Raw genomic sequence first — 15072 nt, 5'->3', positions numbered from 1 at the left:
GTGCGCGTGCTGTTGTGGCCGGCGCTGGTGTGTGCTGTAACCCTGCTTGTGGAGTTGCCCGCGAGCTGGTTGCTGCCAGGCAGGGTCGTCAGCGGCAGCCTCTGGCAGGGACAGGCCGAGCAGGTGGGCGATGTCGGGCCGCTGCGTTGGCAGTGGCGACCGTGGCGAATGCAGGCTGAGGTCCGTTTGGCTTATCAGGGGCAGGCTTGGCTGGCGCGGTTGAGCGGTTGGCCCTGGCGCTGGCGGGTGGAGGTCGAGGCGCTCGAAGCGGCGCCGAGTGTGCCGGTGGCTTATCGCCTGGCGGGGCAATGGCAGGGGCGTGTCAGTGTGACGGGTTCATGGCGACAGTGCGCCGGTACCGAGGGGCGTTTACAGGTGACCGACCTGGCGCTGGTATCGCCGTGGTCGCTGCAGTTAGGGCAGGGCTGGCTTGCAATGCACTGTGCGGGTGACTGGCGCTTGCAGGGTGCGCTGGCCCAGCAGAATCAACACCAGATTGATCTCGATGCGGACCTGCTCGCCCGCCGCGCGCGGGTCGCTTTTGAGGTTCAGCCAGAAGCCGCGCTGACGCCATTGTTACGTGGCGCCCAATGGCTGGGGCCGCAGGCTGGCAAGGGCGAGCGGCAGGTAAGGTGGTAGTTGCAGCGCACACTCGCGTAAGCCTGTTAACACCAAGTTAACAGGCTCTTACAGTTTCATTTGTTGGCGATTTTAGTGGGGACCTCAGGGTTAAGGCCCTGACTGGCTTCGTTATTGGCGGTTGGCGCGGGACAGGCCCGCGCCTGATTCATCTATCGGCGCCCGCCCTTGCCCCCGACACTCGATACCCACTCTTCACTGCGGCTATGCCCACTGGTACGCAGCAGGCCCAGGTCCAAGCCATTCTCGCCATCGGCGCGGACGCTGTTCTTGATCACGTCAAGCAAAGCCGTGCCCAGGTCGACCGGCGAATTTGACGCATCCACTGCGAAATCGCGGCGGTAGTCTCGGCCATATAGGGTCTGCTCGGTGACGGATGCAGCCTGCACCTCCACCTGGCCTTTGCCTGACTGCAGCTTGGCACCTTCCAGTTTCAGATTGCCGCCGACCTTGAGCTGGACTCCATCGCGTCCACTCAAACTCGCTTGCTCGCTGACGGTGTCGCGCTGAACCTGCGACACGTCCAGTTTCAGCGTAGGCGACAGGCTTGGGTCGACCTTGCTGACCTGCTTGCCGAACTTGCCGGTGAGCTTGTCGCCCGCGGGACCTGCCAACGCAGCCAGGGCATTGTTGAAGCCCTGCGGATTGCGCTCGCGGCTCAAGCGCGCATCAACATCGACGCTGAGGTTGTTGACTTGGTCCTTGCGGCTGGCGACCAGTAGGTCGCCACCGATGTCGGCGTCGATGCGTTCTGCATCCAGGCGCGCGCTCAGCAAGCGACTGTCGCCGCTGCTGGTCAGGACGATGTGGTCGGCGCGCAGGTTGCTGGTGTTCCAGGTCTGGTTGTCGCGTCGGTCGAGGTTGACCTTGACCCGGCCGTGCAGGCCTTGGCTGTCGAGGCTGCCGCTGGATTGGGCAAAGCCGGCGCCGGCAGTGACGGCGAGGTTGTCGCGCCGCTCGCTGTTCGATGAGCCTTCCAGCAGCAGGCCGCCGTTGTCTGCGGTAATCGCGATCTGCCCCGCCGTCGCCTGCAGCCCTTGCAGGTGCATGGCAGTTTCTTCGCGTGCGCTGCTGGCCAGGGCCAGCTTGCCGGTGGCGTCGATCTGCGCATCCACTGCCTGGCGCGAGGACTCATCCACACGACCACTGTTGAAGTGGCCGCCGACTGCGCCACCGCGGCTATCGCCTTGCTTGAGGGCCAATTCCAGGCCGCCGCCGAGGGCGTTGCCGTGGCCCTCGTGATTTGAGGTAGCGGCCTTGACCTGTAACAGCCCGGCGCTGTTCATATCGACGTTGGCGACCTTGGCCGCACGGCTGCCGATACGTGTGCCTTCCAGCAACAGGTCGCCAGCACTGCTCAGGCTGACATCGCCCTTGGCGTCGATCTGGGCCACCTGCGCAGTCGTATCGTCGAGCGAGCGTTGCTCGCTCTTGAGATAGCCGCGCACTTCACCCCCCGTGCTGCCGGGGCGGTTGCCGCCTTTGGCCCAGGCGTTGCCCTCGATGGCATTGATCTGCTCGCTGTGCCGATCAGTGGCCTGCACCAGGCTCAGTTGCCCGCCGCTGTGCAGGCTTACCCCCGCATCGCCACCGTCGAAGCGGCTGCCCTCATAGCGACCTTCGCTGCCCAACTGAACCTGAATGCCTTGCTTGCCGTAGAGGCTGCCTGGGCGGGCCGTGTCCTTGCTGACAAGACTTGCCAGTGAGTCACCCTTGGCCGAGGCGCGCACATTGATGTCTTCGCCAGTGCTGGTGTCGACTCGCAGGTCGCCGCCATAGGCCAGGCGGTCGACCTTGCTCTGCTGCTGATCAACCGCCGCCGCCATGTGATGATGGTCGGCATCGATCTGCAGGGTGCCGGTATTGGCTCGCCATGCCGTACCTTGATCATCGATGCGATCTGCCTTGACCACCACCGAGCCACCACTCAGCTCGCTGACCTGCGCATAGCCGCGGCGCTGGTTTTCCAAGCGTTTGAGGTGCTCCACAGTCATGTCGGCGCCGGCGCTCGGGGCGACCAGCGCATCCTCCACAGAGGCCTGCTGGAAGCGCTGACCCTCACCGCCTGCGATCAGTTGCTCGATCGGCCGGGTGAGCCCGCGGTATTCCAGGCTGCCACCCAGGCTGGCGCTCCAGTCGTTACGGTTGTGCTCGCGCACTTCAGTGTCATGCACCGCCCGATTGTCGATGTGCTCGGCATCGATTTGCAGAGTATCGCCGGCAGTCACCCGTGCGGCTTCGGTGACCAGTTGCTTGCTGTTGATATGAAGGTTGCCTGTGGCCGAGAGTTCGCTGCGCTGCACCTTGCTGTCCTTTTGCTGTTGCGTATCGCGGTTGTGGTGGCCTTCGAAGGCCGCACCGAGCTTGTCGATGCCGCCGCTCAACAGCAGACCGCCGCCGCTCTGGCTGGAGCTGTCGAGCGACTCGTACTGATTGTGGGTGGCGCTCAGGGTGGTTTGCTCTGCGTTGATGTTCAGGTCGCCGTGGGTGGCCTTGACCTGTGAGCCGTTGACTTGCAGGTGGGCATCGCTGCGCAGGTCGACGTTGCCGGCTTGCAGCTCACTGCCCAGCTGGGTGGTGTCTTGCTGCTCATGCTGGCTGTTGACTACCTGATAGCCCAGGCCCGCCTGGTACTGGTGCGAAGCAGGCTTGCCGTCCTCAGCCTCCTGGGTCTGCTTGGCAGATGCGGTGAGGCCGCGTTGATGAGTTGAAGCCTGCTGTCGGGATCGAGACTGGGCACTGTCGATCAGCAGATCGCCCTTGGCCTCGACCTTCAGCTGCTGGCCAGCCTTGAGCCTGGAGCCGTGAATGCGCATCTGCTCGGCGCTGGCCAGGTGCAGGTTGCTCTGGGCCTGCACTTCGCTGGCCTGGGCTTGTTCATGTTGCTCGGCGTCGTCCTTGCTCTTGCTTATGAGGCCGAACAACTTGCTGTCACGGCTGTGCGAGTTGGAGCTTGACTGCGCCTGCCCGCTGGTGACCTCAAGGCTTCCCAGGTCACTGTGCAGGACTGCCTCGCTCTGGCTATGCACTTCACTGCCGCGGACCCTGATCGCGCCGGTGGCACTGGCGCTGACCTGGCCAGCCTGAAGGCGGCTGCCGCGGGCGGTTTCCTGGTAGTCGTCGCGGTCACTGTCGCCATTCCACAGGTGCTTGCGATGGCGGATGCTCTGTTCGACCCGCTTGCTGTCGACACCGGCATCGATGTCCAGTTTGCCGCCGCTGACGAGGTTGATCTGGCCCGCGCTGGTGAGCGTTGCGGCGACCATGCGCAGGTCGCCGCCCGACTGCAACTGGACCGCTTCGTCAGCCTGCAAGGTGGTGCCTTGCAAAGTGCGCTCAGTGCTGGTGCGGTCGCGGTTGTAAGTTTCGGTGGTCACGAACCACCAGCCTTTATCCCAGTTCTCCTGCTCGCGGGCGATGGTTTCTCGGGTAGTGGTATCCAGGGTCAGCTGTTGCCCGGCCTTGGCTTCGATACGCTTGACCTGGCCATCAACAGCGCGCAGGGTCAAGTTGTCCCTGGCCTGCAGCGCCAACAGGCCCTGCTCGCTGCGTAACATGGCGGCCTGGCCGGGTTCACCGCTGATGAACAGATCGCCTGCCGAACCGATGCTGACGCCGTCGCGGCCGTTGACCTGCACCGCGCCAACGCGCACGCCGGCACCTTCGCCAGTACTGACTACCCGAATACGCCCTGCGTGCATCGCACCGAACAGCTGGGCGTCGATGCTCGAAGGCGTCGCAGCCAGGTGTTCGACGACGTTACCGGTCACCGCATCGATTCGATTGCGGCCAACGGTGATGTTGAGGTCGTCCTTGGCGCCGAGCTCGCCCGTGCTGTGAATCTGCGGTGCGATCAGGTCCAGCGCACCGCCGTCGTTGCGGTGGCCGCCGCTCAGCACCTGCAGCGAGCCGCTCGCCTGCAAGGTATCGAGCAGCTTCAACTGCTGGTCCTGGACCTCTGCAGTGCCGACCGCGAAGCCGGCCCGGGTGGTGTTGATGAAGCTGCCGCCGTTGAGGGTGATGCCGTTGGGGTTGGCGAGGATGTAGTTGGCCGCGCGACCGAAGATTTCCTGCGGGCCTTCGATCAGCGAGGCGTTGCGGCTGACCACCTCATTGAGGATGGTCGAAGCGGCCTGACCGTGAAACTGCGGGTTGGCCGCCAGGGCGCCGGCCAGTTGCGACTGGCCCGACTGCAGCGAGTTGTTGAGCACCAGCCCGGGCTTGCCGACGTTATAGTCGATGAACTGGTTGTGCGACAGGCCACTGGCATTTGGCGGGACGATTTCGATCACCGGCACGCCATGGGCCGGGTTGATTACGGGCGTTCCACCGGGGCCGCTGCTGGGCTGCAATGCGGGTTGGGCAAGGGCTGCGCCCGTGCAGAACAGGCCGACAAACACCGCCCAGCGCAGTGTGTCTGGTTGGATCAGGGGGAGTTGCGCAAGGTTTTTCATTATTGTTTTTCTCGTGGTGGTGGGTGAATCACAGGGACAGGCTCCAATCCAGCACCCAGAATCCCGGCTCGAGGGCCTGTCGAGAACGGTCACTGGCGTACAGCGGAAATTGATAGTCGAGGCGCAAACGGCTGCCCGGCAGGCTGACCTCGACGCCAGCGGCGGCGCCGGCCAGTCGTTGCCAGGGGCTGTCGCTGGTGAGGCGGGCCCAACCCAGGTCTAGGCTGAGTTGTGGGCGTAGCTGCAAGTTGAAGGGCAGGGGTATGGCCAAGGGTTGGCTAACGCTGTTGCGCCAGACCGCGCCGCTGGCGCCGGCGACGCTGTAGGCGCGAAAACCGCGTACCGCCGAGTCGTCGCTGAGCAGCAACTGTTCGATGGCCGGCAGCACATCGCGGCTGTACTGCAGATTGAGTTCGCTCTGCCAGCGCCAGGGGCTTTGCGCTGGCCCCTGACGCACATGCAGCAGATTTGCCCGGTACTTGAGAAACTGCGCTTGTGGATGCGCGGCTGCGCTAGCCGGTGGGTCTGCGCCAAACCAGGCCAAGCCGCGGGCAATGCCGAGGTAGCCGTGCCACAGGCCTGCCTCCAGCCACAGCAGATTGACCCCGGCGTCCAGCGTGGTCAGGGTCGGGCTCTGTAGTTGCAGCAGGCTGTCGTCGAGGCGGTTCTGCAGTTGCTTGTGGTCAAGCCGCGCGCTGGCGCTGAGCATGCCGTGCTGACCGCGCCAGAGCACGCGCTCGGCGCTCACGCCTTGGAAGCGGCTAGTGCCGTTACTGGTGTAACGGGTATCCGGGATCGGCGCTCGGTAGCTCAGCTGGCTGGCGTTGACGGCGAACGTCCACGGGCCGTAGGGCACGCTGTAATACAGGCTGGCGCCCTGGCTCTGCCCCGGTGCGTCGAATACGGCGGCGTTGAGGGTCAGGCGCAGGTCGTCGTTGACCTGCAGCGGGCTGTCGACGCCGAGGCCGAGGCTCAACCTGTGGCGACCGGTAAGGGGGCTGCCGCGGTTGTCCAGGCGGCTGTCCAGGTGCCAGCGCGAACCCACTGCGCGCGGCTCGATGAGTATCTGGGTGCCGCCCTGCAGGGTGCCCGGCAGCAGCGCGGCAGTCAGGTCGTAGGCGCGCAGCCGATTGAGTTGGTCGAGGCCTTGCTCCAGATCAGGCAAGTACAACGGCCGGCCCAGCAGATTGGGAAAGGCGCCGCGTAACGACAATGGCAGGTCGGGATCGGCAAGCCTGATCGACTCGACAAAGCCTTCGATGATGACCACCTCGAGTGGCTTGCCAGTCGCCGGTTGCCGGGCCAGGTACGGTCGACTGGCCGGATAACCGGCGCGTACATAGAGTTCGGTGATGGCCTTGAGTAGGCGATTGAGATCGGCCACGCCCGTGCAGGATGGCAGCAGCGGCCGCAGGTGTTGTTCAAGGTCGGCGCTGGAGATCTGTTTGTTGCCGGTGATGCGCACACCGGAGATCGCCCAGCACTGTTGATCAGGCGGGGCTGACGTGGTCGACTCGACAGTGCTGTCGACCCGCCCCCGGCGCTGCCACTGCTGCAAACGCTGGTGCTGCTCGATTTGCTGCAGCGCGCGTTGTTGATCACGTATCTGCTGGCTGGCGGGGTCGCTGGCGAGCGCCTCTACTGTGCCAAACAGGCCCAGCAAAAGGGCGCAAAGGATTAGTCGACCTACACGGGGCAGGCAAGTAGGCATGGTGAACTTCCGCAACTAGGGCACGGTTTGCGTGCTTCTTTGCGGAAATTCTAAGAAGTTGGCTATTGGAAAATATGCCGTACCTTGCTGACCGGAGCGTCAGACAAGTGCGCGAAGTGCGTAGGAAATTTCTTGTCAGGAGCCGGCCGCTTCAGGGCCGGATCTCGATCATGGTGCCATCCTTGACCATGCTCCATACCTCGCGCATATCGGCATTGCGCATGGCGATACAGCCCTCGGTCCAGTCCAGGGTATGGAAATACCACTCCGGGTATTCCTCATCCAGCGGCGTACCGTGGATCATGATCATGCTGCCGGCGGATACGCCTGCGCGGCGGGCTTTGGCGGCGTCGGTGATGTTTGGGTAGGAGATATGCATGGCCAGGTTGTAGCGGTCGCTGGCCTTGCGCCAATCGAGCCAGTAGAAACCTTCCGGGGTGCGTTTGTCGCCTTCGCGCTCCTTGGCGCCCTTGGGCTGCTTGCCCAGCGAGATGCGGTAGGTCTTGAGCGGCTCGCCGCGGCTGATCAGTTGCAGGCGGCGTTCGGACTTGAGCACCAACACCTTGTCGATCAGCGGTTGCTGGGTCTGCTGCTGTTGCTGCTGCTGCTGCTGCGCGGGCGCCTGGGTTTGCACCTGGCCCTGGGGCTTGCGAATGATGACTTCGGTAAACGCCGCTTGCGACACCGAAGCGACACCACAGCAGATAAGGGCTAGCAACCAACGCATGAAACGGTATCCCTGCAGACTAGGTAATGGGCGGCGCAACGGTCATCGGCGCCACGTATTCATGGCCTATGGGGAAGTGCTGCTCGATGCGGTCGCGATAATAGCATTCTAGTGTGCGTGCGACTGTGCGAAAAGCCAGATGGTCCCACGGGATCTCATGCTCCTCGAACAAACGCACCTCCAGGCTTTCGACGCCGACGGCATAGTCCAGATCGGCCAGTTCGGCGCGGAAGAACAGGTGTACCTGATTGATATGCGGCAGGTCGAACAGCTGATACAGCCTCATTTCGCCGACCCTGGCGCAGGCTTCTTCGACGGTTTCGCGACGAGCGGCCTGATCGATGGTCTCGCCGTTCTCCATGAAGCCTGCGGGCAGAGTCCAGAAGCCGCGGCGTGGCTCGATAGCGCGGCGGCACAGCAGCACCTGGCTGCCATGGGTCGGTAGCACCCCGGCGACGATGTTGGGGTTTTGGTAATGGATAGTCTGGCAATGATCGCAGACGTAGCGCAGGCGGCTGTCGCCGTCGGGGATGCGCTGGATGACCGGCTTGCCGCACGCGCTGCAGAAATTCATGCTTTGCTCCCTTTATATGCGCCTATCTTGGCGCGCCTTGCCGCCCGCCAGCAAGTGCCCGTCGGCCAGGGCTTGGGTGGCCCGCAGCTTTTGGTGCATCATGCACGGCAGGCCTTGCAATCGAGAGTGCGTATGCTGGACGAGCTGTTGCGCCGAATGAGCAACCATACCCCCGCGGCCATGGCGGGTGACCGTCGTTTTCCGGAAGCGGCGGTGCTGCTGCCCATCACCCGCAGCGATGAGCCCGAGCTGGTCTTGACCCTGCGGGCCAAGGGCCTGTCGACCCATGGCGGCGAAGTGGCGTTTCCCGGTGGACGGCGTGACCCGGAAGATCCGGATCTGGTGTTCACCGCGCTGCGCGAAGCCCATGAAGAGATCGGCCTGCCGCCGGGCCTGGTGGAAGTGATCGGGCCGCTCAGCCCGCTGATTTCGCTGCATGGCCTGAAGGTGACGCCGTTCGTCGGTTTGATCCCTGACTACGTCGAATATCGGCCCAACGACGCCGAGATTGCCGCGGTGTTCAGCGTGCCGCTGGAGTTCTTCCGTCAGGACCCGCGCGACCACACCCACCGCATCGATTATCAAGGCCGCAGTTGGTATGTGCCCAGCTATCGCTATGAGGGCTACAAGATCTGGGGTTTGTCGGCGATCATGATCGTCGAACTGGTCAACCTGTTGTATGACGCAGGTATCAGCCTGCATCAGCCGCCTGAGCGTTTCATCAATATCTGAGTGGGGTCGACCCCACCAAGCCGCCGACCGTGAGGAGCCAACCATGAAGTACCGCCTGGGTAACATGCACGTAGAGACCCATCCCACCAGCTGGACGGCACCGACTGCCACGCTGATCGGCAAGGTCCGCCTGCAGGCCGGGGCCAGCGTCTGGTTTGGCGCGGTGCTGCGCGGCGACAACGAGCTGATCGACATCGGCGAGGGCAGTAATGTCCAGGACGGCACCGTAATGCACACCGACATGGGCTCGCCGCTGACCATCGGCAAGGGCGTGACCATTGGCCACAACGCCATGCTGCATGGCTGCACGGTTGGCGACCACAGCCTGATCGGCATCAACGCGGTGGTGCTCAACGGCGCGCGTATCGGCAAACACTGCATCATCGGCGCCAATGCGCTGATTGCCGAAGGCAAGGAAATCCCTGACGGCTCGTTGGTGATGGGCTCGCCGGGCAAGGTCGTGCGCGAGCTTACCGATGCGCAGAAAACCATGCTCGAAGCCAGCGCCGCTCACTACGTGCACAACGCCGAGCGCTATGCCCGCGACCTGGCCGTGCAGGAAGACTGACATGAGCGAAGTCGAACGTCCGGTCAGCTCGCCCTGCGTGAACATCTGCGCGCTGGATGAGCAGGATATCTGCACCGGTTGCCAGCGCAGCGTGGCCGAGATCAGCCGCTGGGGGCGGATGGATAACGACGAACGTCGGCAGGTACTCAGGCTGTGCCATGAGCGGGCGCTGGCGTCCGGGATGATTGTTGGCCTGTGAGGCTGGCGTTGACTTGAAAATCAAGTAATCTGTGCGGCTTGCCCGAAGGTCGCTCACCATGTTCTATCTGCTCGCCTATATCAGCAGCGTAGTGCTGATCAACTACGCGTTTTCCAGCGCTCCGCATCTGGACGTGATCTGGTCCGCCTGGGGCGGGCTGGTGTTCATTCTGCGTGACATGGTGCAAACCCGCTTTGGCCACGGCGCGCTGGTGGCGATGCTGGCCGCGCTGGTGCTGTCATACATCACCTCGGAACCGGCCATCGCCCTGGCCAGCGCCACCGCGTTCTTTGTCTCCGAACTGATCGACTGGCTGGTGTTCAGCATCACCAAGCGGCCGCTGCGCGATCGCCTGTGGCTGAGTTCGGCGCTGAGCATTCCGGTGGACACCTTTATCTTCTTCGGCATGATCGGCGCGTTGACGCCGCTTGTGGTCGGCACCGCCATGGCCTCCAAGTTTGCCGGTGTCAGCGCCGTGTGGTTGGCGATGACCTGGCGCGCACGCAAGGCAGCGCTGCTGCGCTGAGCGCCGCGCCTGTTGTAGAATACCGGTCCTTTTTCAGCGGGTAGCGCTCAGCCTGACGCCGCCCCGCACGCCCACGAGGACCTGAAATGACCCGTATCGGAACTCCACTGTCGCCGACCGCGACCCGTGTACTGCTGTGCGGCTGCGGCGAGCTGGGCAAAGAAGTGGTGATCGAGCTGCAGCGCCTGGGCGTCGAAGTGATCGCCGTCGACCGCTACGCCAACGCGCCGGCCATGCAGGTCGCGCACCGTAGCCACGTCATCAACATGCTTGATGGGGTTGCGCTGCGGGCAGTGATCGAGGCAGAAAAACCGCATTACATCGTCCCTGAAATCGAAGCCATCGCCACCGCGACTCTGGTCGAGCTGGAAAACGAAGGCTTCAACGTGGTGCCAACCGCACGCGCGACTCAGCTGACCATGAACCGCGAAGGCATTCGTCGCCTGGCCGCCGAAGAGCTGGACCTGCCGACCTCGCCGTACCACTTCGCCGACACCTTTGAAGACTACGCCAGCGCCGTCAATGACCTCGGCTACCCGTGCGTGGTCAAGCCGGTGATGAGTTCGTCGGGCAAGGGCCAGAGCCTGCTGCGCAGCGCCGATGACCTGCAACAGGCCTGGGACTACGCCCAGGAAGGCGGCCGCGCCGGCAAAGGTCGGGTAATCGTCGAAGGCTTTATCGACTTTGAATACGAGATCACCCTGCTGACCGTGCGCCACGTCGGTGGCACCACCTTCCTTGCACCGGTCGGCCATCGTCAGGAGAAGGGTGACTATCAAGAGTCTTGGCAGCCACAGGCGATGAGCGCCAAGGCTTTGGCCGAGTCGCAGCGCGTCGCCCAGGCAGTCACCGATGCCCTCGGCGGGCGTGGCCTGTTTGGCGTCGAGCTGTTCGTCAAAGGCGATCAGGTGTGGTTCAGCGAAGTCTCGCCGCGCCCGCACGATACCGGCCTGGTCACCTTGATTTCCCAGGACCTGTCGCAGTTTGCCCTGCACGCACGGGCGATTCTCGGTCTGCCAATTCCACTGGTGCGTCAGTTTGGTCCGTCGGCGTCGGCGGTGATCCTGCCGCAAGGCAAGTCGCAGCAGACCAGCTTCGCCAACCTTGGCGCTGCCCTGAGCGAGCCTGACACGGCGATCCGCCTGTTCGGCAAGCCCGAAATCGACGGCCAGCGCCGCATGGGCGTGTGCCTGGCGCGTGACGAGTCGATCGAGGCCGCACGGGCCAAGGCGACCCGTTCAGCGCAGGCGGTCAAGGTCGAGTTCTGATTCAGCAATGGGGCTGCCTTGCAGCCCCAACTTCCATCAGAGGTGCGCGTTGCGCGTCTCCTTCAGGCACAGCACAGCCAGCAGGCTGATCAGCGCTGCCGCCGACACATACCCGCCAACCCAGCTCAAACCGCCCATGCTCACCAGCTTCTGGGCAAAGAACGGTGCCGCCGAGGCGCCGACAATACCGCCCAGGTTATACGCCGCCGACGCGCCGGTATAACGCACCTGAGTCGGGAACAGCTCGGGCAGCAACGCGCCCATCGGCGCGAAGGTCACGCCCATCAAGAACAGTTCGATCGCCAGAAACAGCGCCACGCCCGCGGTCGAGCCTGAGGTCAGCAGTGGCTCCATGGTAAAGCCCGATGCAATTGCCAGCAGTGCGCCGACGATCAGCACCGGTTTGCGCCCGTAGCGGTCGCTGAGCCAGGCCGACAGCGGCGTGGCCAAGGCCATGAACACCACTGCAAAGCACAGCAGGCCAAGGAAGGTCTCGCGGCTGTAGCCAAGGGTGCTCACGCCATAGCTGAGCGAGAATACCGTCGAAATGTAGAACAGCGCATAGCACACGACCATGGCCGCGGCGCCGAGCAGGGTTGGCCGCCAGTGTTTGGCAAAGACATCCACCACCGGCATCTTCACCCGCTGATTGTCGGCAATGGCCTTGGCGAACACCGGGCTCTCTTCAAGCTTGAGGCGCACATACAGACCAACCAGCACCAGTGCGGCGCTGAGCAGGAATGGGATGCGCCAGCCCCACGCGCGGAACTGCTCGTCACTCAGGCCCAGAGCGAGGCCGAGGAACAGCCCGTTGGCCGCCAGAAAACCAATCGACGGGCCAAGTTGCGGGAACATGCCGAACCAGGCGCGCTTGCCTGGCGGGGCGTTCTCTGTGGCCAGCAGTGCTGCGCCGCCCCATTCGCCACCCAGGCCCAGGCCTTGGCCAAAGCGCAGGATGCACAGGATGATCGGTGCCCACACGCCAATGCTGTCGTAGCCCGGCAGCACACCGATCAGCGTGGTCGACACGCCCATCAGCAGCAGCGAGGCAACCAGAGTCGATTTACGGCCGATGCGGTCGCCAAAATGGCCGAACAGGGCGGAACCCAGCGGCCGCGCCATGAAGGCGATGCCGAAAGTCAGAAACGCCGCGAGCATCTGCGCGGTGCCCGAGCCGGACGGGAAGAACACCGGGCCGATCACCAGCGCGGCGGCGGTGGCGTAGACATAGAAGTCGTAGAACTCGATCGCGGTGCCGATAAAGCTGGCGGTAGCCACCCTCGCTGGCGAGTTGACCGGTGCTGCCGGGGTCGAATCGGAATAGGTGCTGCTGGTGGTCATCTGTGTAGATCCCTGACAGTCGAAGCTCCATGGCCGGCGCAGGTCAGACAGGCAGCTGCGCGCGCACAGGCGCTGGAGCGAATGGTTGTGGGTCGCTCGACTGATCAAAGCCCTGGGGGTAGGCGAGGGGAGCGGGCCCTGTTCAGGATGGTGAGGCAGGCGCGCGGGGTACATCAGTGGAGCGGACTGGCCGTGTGGCGCCAAATGCGGATAGCGGGCGCGACGGCAGGGCTGGGTAAGCGTGACCCGAGTATAGCTAGCGGGTCACGGTCCAGACCAGTACCTTGCTCGCACAATTGTCTTCGGTTTCAAGGATTTCCAGCCGGTAGCGGCCAATCTTCAGGCACACGGCACTGGCCGGGATGCTTTCCAGTGCCTCGGTGACCAACCCGTTGAGGGTCTTCGGCCCGCCGTCACAGGGCAAATGCCAGCCCAGGCTGCGGTTGACCTCGCGCAGCGAGGCGGCGCCTTCGATGACGAAGCGGCCGTCGGCCTGCGGATGAATGTGCGGGTTCTGCGGGCTTTGCTCGTCCTCGAACTCGCCGACGATTTCTTCGAGGATGTCTTCCAGAGTGACGATGCCCAGCACTTCGCCGTATTCATCGACCACCACGCCAAGGCGCCGTTGCTGCTTGTGAAAGTTCAGCAGCTGCATCTGCAGTGGCGTGCTTTCGGGTACGAAGTAGGGCTCATAGCAGGCGGCGGCAATCGCCTCCAGGGTCAGCTCGGCGTGTGGCAGCAGATGGCTGATCAGCTTGGTGTTGAGGATTGCCTCGACCTGGTTGATGTCGTTGTGAAACACCGGCAGGCGGGTATGCCGGCTGACGATCAGTTGTTCGATGATGCGTTCGATAGGGTCGTCGAGATTGATCCCATCGACTTCGTTGCGTGGCACCAGAATGTCGTTGACGGTGATCTCGTCAAGTGAACGCAAACCATCGAGCAGGCCGTGGCGCTGGGCTTCGAACTCGTCCTGATCGTCATCGTCGTTATTCTGTGGGTGCAGCGCAACCGCAGTCGGCGCCGGGCGGAACGGGCGCAGGATGAGCTTGGCGATGCCGTCGAGCAGGCACGCCAGCGGTTGCAGCAGAGTCAGCGGCAACTTCAGCAGGTTGGCGCCAAGGCTGACGAACGCTTCCGGATTACGCCGTACCATTCGCCGCGGCAGGTATTCGGCCAGTACCAGCACCAAGACCGCAGCCATCAGACCGCCCAGCCAGAAGCCGTGCTCGCCGCTGTAGCGCTGACCCAACAGGCAGCCCAGGCCAAACACCAGTAGCTTGCCCAGGCTGGCGCCGAACACCAACGCCTGAGCCGGCAAGGCAGGTGCGGCAGGCTCTGTGCCACGTGGTTGCGCGTTGAGTTGTTGGCGGGCGCTATCGACCGCAGTGAACAATGCCGCCCACAGCAGCGCCAGGGCCAGGCAACCCAGCAGTGGCGCATGCAACTGGACGAACAGCGGCAGACTATCCATGGACCACCGTCAGATATGCAGGATGAATTCGCGTACCAGCTTGCTGCCGAAATAGGCCAGCATCAGCAGGCAGAAACCGGCCAGGGTCCAGCGGATCGCCTTGTGCCCGCGCCAGCCCAGGCGGGTGCGGCCCCACAGCAGCACGCTGAACACCACCCACGCCACGCAGGCGAGCAAGGTCTTGTGCACCAGGTGCTGGGCAAACAGGTTGTCGAGGAACAGCCAGCCCGAGATCAGTGACAGCGACAGCAGTGCCCAGCCGGCCCAGAGGAAGCCGAACAGCAGGCTTTCCATGGTTTGCAGCGGCGGGAAGTTGCGGATCAGCCCGGACGGGTGCTTGTGCTTGAGCTGGTAGTCCTGCAGCAACAGCAGCAGCGCCTGGAACACGGCGATGGTGAACAGCCCGTATGCCAGGATCGACAGCAGGATATGGGCAAGGATGCCCGGTTCTTCGTTGATCAGCGGCACTGTACCTGCGGGGGCGAACTGCGCCAGCAAGGCGGTGATCGCGCCGAGCGGGAACAGCAGGACCAGCAGGTTCTCCACCGGAATGCGCAGGCACGCCAGCAGGGTCAGGGCGATCACTGCGACGGCGATCAGGCTCGAGGCACTGAAGAAGTCCAGGCTCAGCCCCAACGGGGTGATCAACTGGAAGAACAGCGCGCCGGCCTGGGCGATGACCGCGATCGTGCCGAGCAGACCGAGCAGGCGCTTGTCGGCACGCGTGCCCTGGGCCAGGCGCATGCTGTGGTAGATCGCAGCGGCAATATAAAGGCCGGCGGCGAGCAGATTGGGGATGAGGCTGGGTGAAGAGAGCATAAGTCCTGATAGGCAAGCCCGGGAAGATCGCGAGTTTGGC

13 protein-coding genes are annotated in these 15072 nt (G+C 63.8%); 6 read left to right on the top strand and 7 right to left on the bottom strand.

Going from position 1 to position 15072, the window contains the following annotated elements; genetic code table 11:
* The first annotated feature begins 6 nt into the window (after positions 1 to 6).
* Positions 7 to 639 (top strand): type II secretion system protein N, encoded by a 633-nt coding sequence (locus tag M2396_RS14355; protein ID WP_224785578.1) that lies wholly within the window; start codon positions 7 to 9, stop codon positions 637 to 639.
* 152 nt (positions 640 to 791) lie between these two features.
* On the opposite strand, the gene M2396_RS14350 is transcribed toward M2396_RS14355, so the two are convergent.
* The 4 genes from M2396_RS14350 to M2396_RS14335 form a co-directional block, all read right to left on the bottom strand.
* Positions 792 to 5093 (bottom strand): hemagglutinin repeat-containing protein, encoded by a 4302-nt coding sequence (locus tag M2396_RS14350; RefSeq protein WP_259075632.1) that lies wholly within the window; start codon positions 5091 to 5093, stop codon positions 792 to 794.
* 28 nt (positions 5094 to 5121) lie between these two features.
* Entirely contained in the window at positions 5122 to 6804 is a 1683-nt protein-coding gene (locus tag M2396_RS14345; RefSeq protein WP_188035499.1) for a ShlB/FhaC/HecB family hemolysin secretion/activation protein, read from the bottom strand.
* A 151-nt stretch (positions 6805 to 6955) separates the two neighbouring features.
* Positions 6956 to 7531: a murein L,D-transpeptidase family protein gene (locus M2396_RS14340; protein WP_181088594.1), complete on the bottom strand. Its 576-nt coding sequence runs from the start codon at positions 7529 to 7531 to the stop codon at positions 6956 to 6958.
* 19 nt (positions 7532 to 7550) lie between these two features.
* Complete coding sequence (locus M2396_RS14335) at positions 7551 to 8105, bottom strand: NUDIX hydrolase (RefSeq protein WP_101317077.1); 555 nt, start codon at positions 8103 to 8105, stop codon at positions 7551 to 7553.
* A gap of 132 nt (positions 8106 to 8237) precedes the next feature.
* Between M2396_RS14335 and M2396_RS14330 the strand changes: the two genes are divergently transcribed.
* The 5 genes from M2396_RS14330 to purT all read left to right on the top strand — a co-directional run bounded on the left by M2396_RS14330 (position 8238) and on the right by purT (position 11398).
* Positions 8238 to 8837, top strand: a complete 600-nt coding sequence (locus tag M2396_RS14330; RefSeq protein ID WP_101317079.1) for a CoA pyrophosphatase — start codon at positions 8238 to 8240, stop codon at positions 8835 to 8837.
* Positions 8838 to 8880: 43 nt separating this feature from the next.
* Positions 8881 to 9405 (top strand): gamma carbonic anhydrase family protein, encoded by a 525-nt coding sequence (locus tag M2396_RS14325; protein WP_188035501.1) that lies wholly within the window; start codon positions 8881 to 8883, stop codon positions 9403 to 9405.
* A gap of 1 nt (position 9406) precedes the next feature.
* The gene (locus M2396_RS14320; protein ID WP_101317083.1) at positions 9407 to 9604 is read left to right on the top strand and encodes a DUF1289 domain-containing protein; all 198 of its coding nucleotides are present in this window, start codon (positions 9407 to 9409) and stop codon (positions 9602 to 9604) included.
* A gap of 58 nt (positions 9605 to 9662) precedes the next feature.
* On the top strand, positions 9663 to 10130 hold the full coding sequence (locus M2396_RS14315) for a VUT family protein (RefSeq protein WP_101317085.1): 468 nt from the start codon (positions 9663 to 9665) through the stop codon (positions 10128 to 10130).
* Positions 10131 to 10216: 86 nt separating this feature from the next.
* The gene (gene purT, locus M2396_RS14310) at positions 10217 to 11398 is read left to right on the top strand and encodes a formate-dependent phosphoribosylglycinamide formyltransferase (protein ID WP_101317087.1); all 1182 of its coding nucleotides are present in this window, start codon (positions 10217 to 10219) and stop codon (positions 11396 to 11398) included.
* A gap of 36 nt (positions 11399 to 11434) precedes the next feature.
* Here purT and M2396_RS14305 read toward each other — a convergent pair whose 3' ends face one another.
* The 3 genes from M2396_RS14305 to M2396_RS14295 form a co-directional block, all read right to left on the bottom strand.
* Entirely contained in the window at positions 11435 to 12739 is a 1305-nt protein-coding gene (locus M2396_RS14305; RefSeq protein ID WP_101317089.1) for an MFS transporter, read from the bottom strand.
* Between the two features lie 256 nt (positions 12740 to 12995).
* Entirely contained in the window at positions 12996 to 14213 is a 1218-nt protein-coding gene (locus tag M2396_RS14300; protein WP_150573305.1) for a transporter associated domain-containing protein, read from the bottom strand.
* A gap of 9 nt (positions 14214 to 14222) precedes the next feature.
* The gene (locus M2396_RS14295; RefSeq protein WP_101317093.1) at positions 14223 to 15032 is read right to left on the bottom strand and encodes an inner membrane protein YpjD; all 810 of its coding nucleotides are present in this window, start codon (positions 15030 to 15032) and stop codon (positions 14223 to 14225) included.
* Between the last annotated feature and the right edge of the window lie 40 nt (positions 15033 to 15072).

Source organism: Pseudomonas sp. BIGb0278, assembly GCF_024809895.1.
Taxonomy (GTDB): domain Bacteria; phylum Pseudomonadota; class Gammaproteobacteria; order Pseudomonadales; family Pseudomonadaceae; genus Aquipseudomonas; species Aquipseudomonas shirazensis.
This window is presented reverse-complemented; position numbering and strand designations above follow the sequence as displayed.

Bases quoted from the DNA above. Each gene is read 5' to 3' on its own strand.
- M2396_RS14335 (WP_101317077.1), bottom strand. From the start codon at position 8,105: ATGAATTTCTGCAGCGCGTGCGGCAAGCCGGTCATCCAGCGCATCCCC.
- M2396_RS14320 (WP_101317083.1), top strand. From the start codon at position 9,407: ATGAGCGAAGTCGAACGTCCGGTCAGCTCGCCCTGCGTGAACATCTGC.
- M2396_RS14350 (WP_259075632.1), bottom strand. From the start codon at position 5,093: ATGAAAAACCTTGCGCAACTCCCCCTGATCCAACCAGACACACTGCGC.
- M2396_RS14345 (WP_188035499.1), bottom strand. From the start codon at position 6,804: ATGCCTACTTGCCTGCCCCGTGTAGGTCGACTAATCCTTTGCGCCCTT.
- M2396_RS14305 (WP_101317089.1), bottom strand. From the start codon at position 12,739: ATGACCACCAGCAGCACCTATTCCGATTCGACCCCGGCAGCACCGGTC.
- M2396_RS14300 (WP_150573305.1), bottom strand. From the start codon at position 14,213: ATGGATAGTCTGCCGCTGTTCGTCCAGTTGCATGCGCCACTGCTGGGT.
- M2396_RS14315 (WP_101317085.1), top strand. From the start codon at position 9,663: ATGTTCTATCTGCTCGCCTATATCAGCAGCGTAGTGCTGATCAACTAC.
- M2396_RS14340 (WP_181088594.1), bottom strand. From the start codon at position 7,531: ATGCGTTGGTTGCTAGCCCTTATCTGCTGTGGTGTCGCTTCGGTGTCG.
- purT (WP_101317087.1), top strand. From the start codon at position 10,217: ATGACCCGTATCGGAACTCCACTGTCGCCGACCGCGACCCGTGTACTG.
- M2396_RS14295 (WP_101317093.1), bottom strand. From the start codon at position 15,032: ATGCTCTCTTCACCCAGCCTCATCCCCAATCTGCTCGCCGCCGGCCTT.
- M2396_RS14325 (WP_188035501.1), top strand. From the start codon at position 8,881: ATGAAGTACCGCCTGGGTAACATGCACGTAGAGACCCATCCCACCAGC.
- M2396_RS14330 (WP_101317079.1), top strand. From the start codon at position 8,238: ATGCTGGACGAGCTGTTGCGCCGAATGAGCAACCATACCCCCGCGGCC.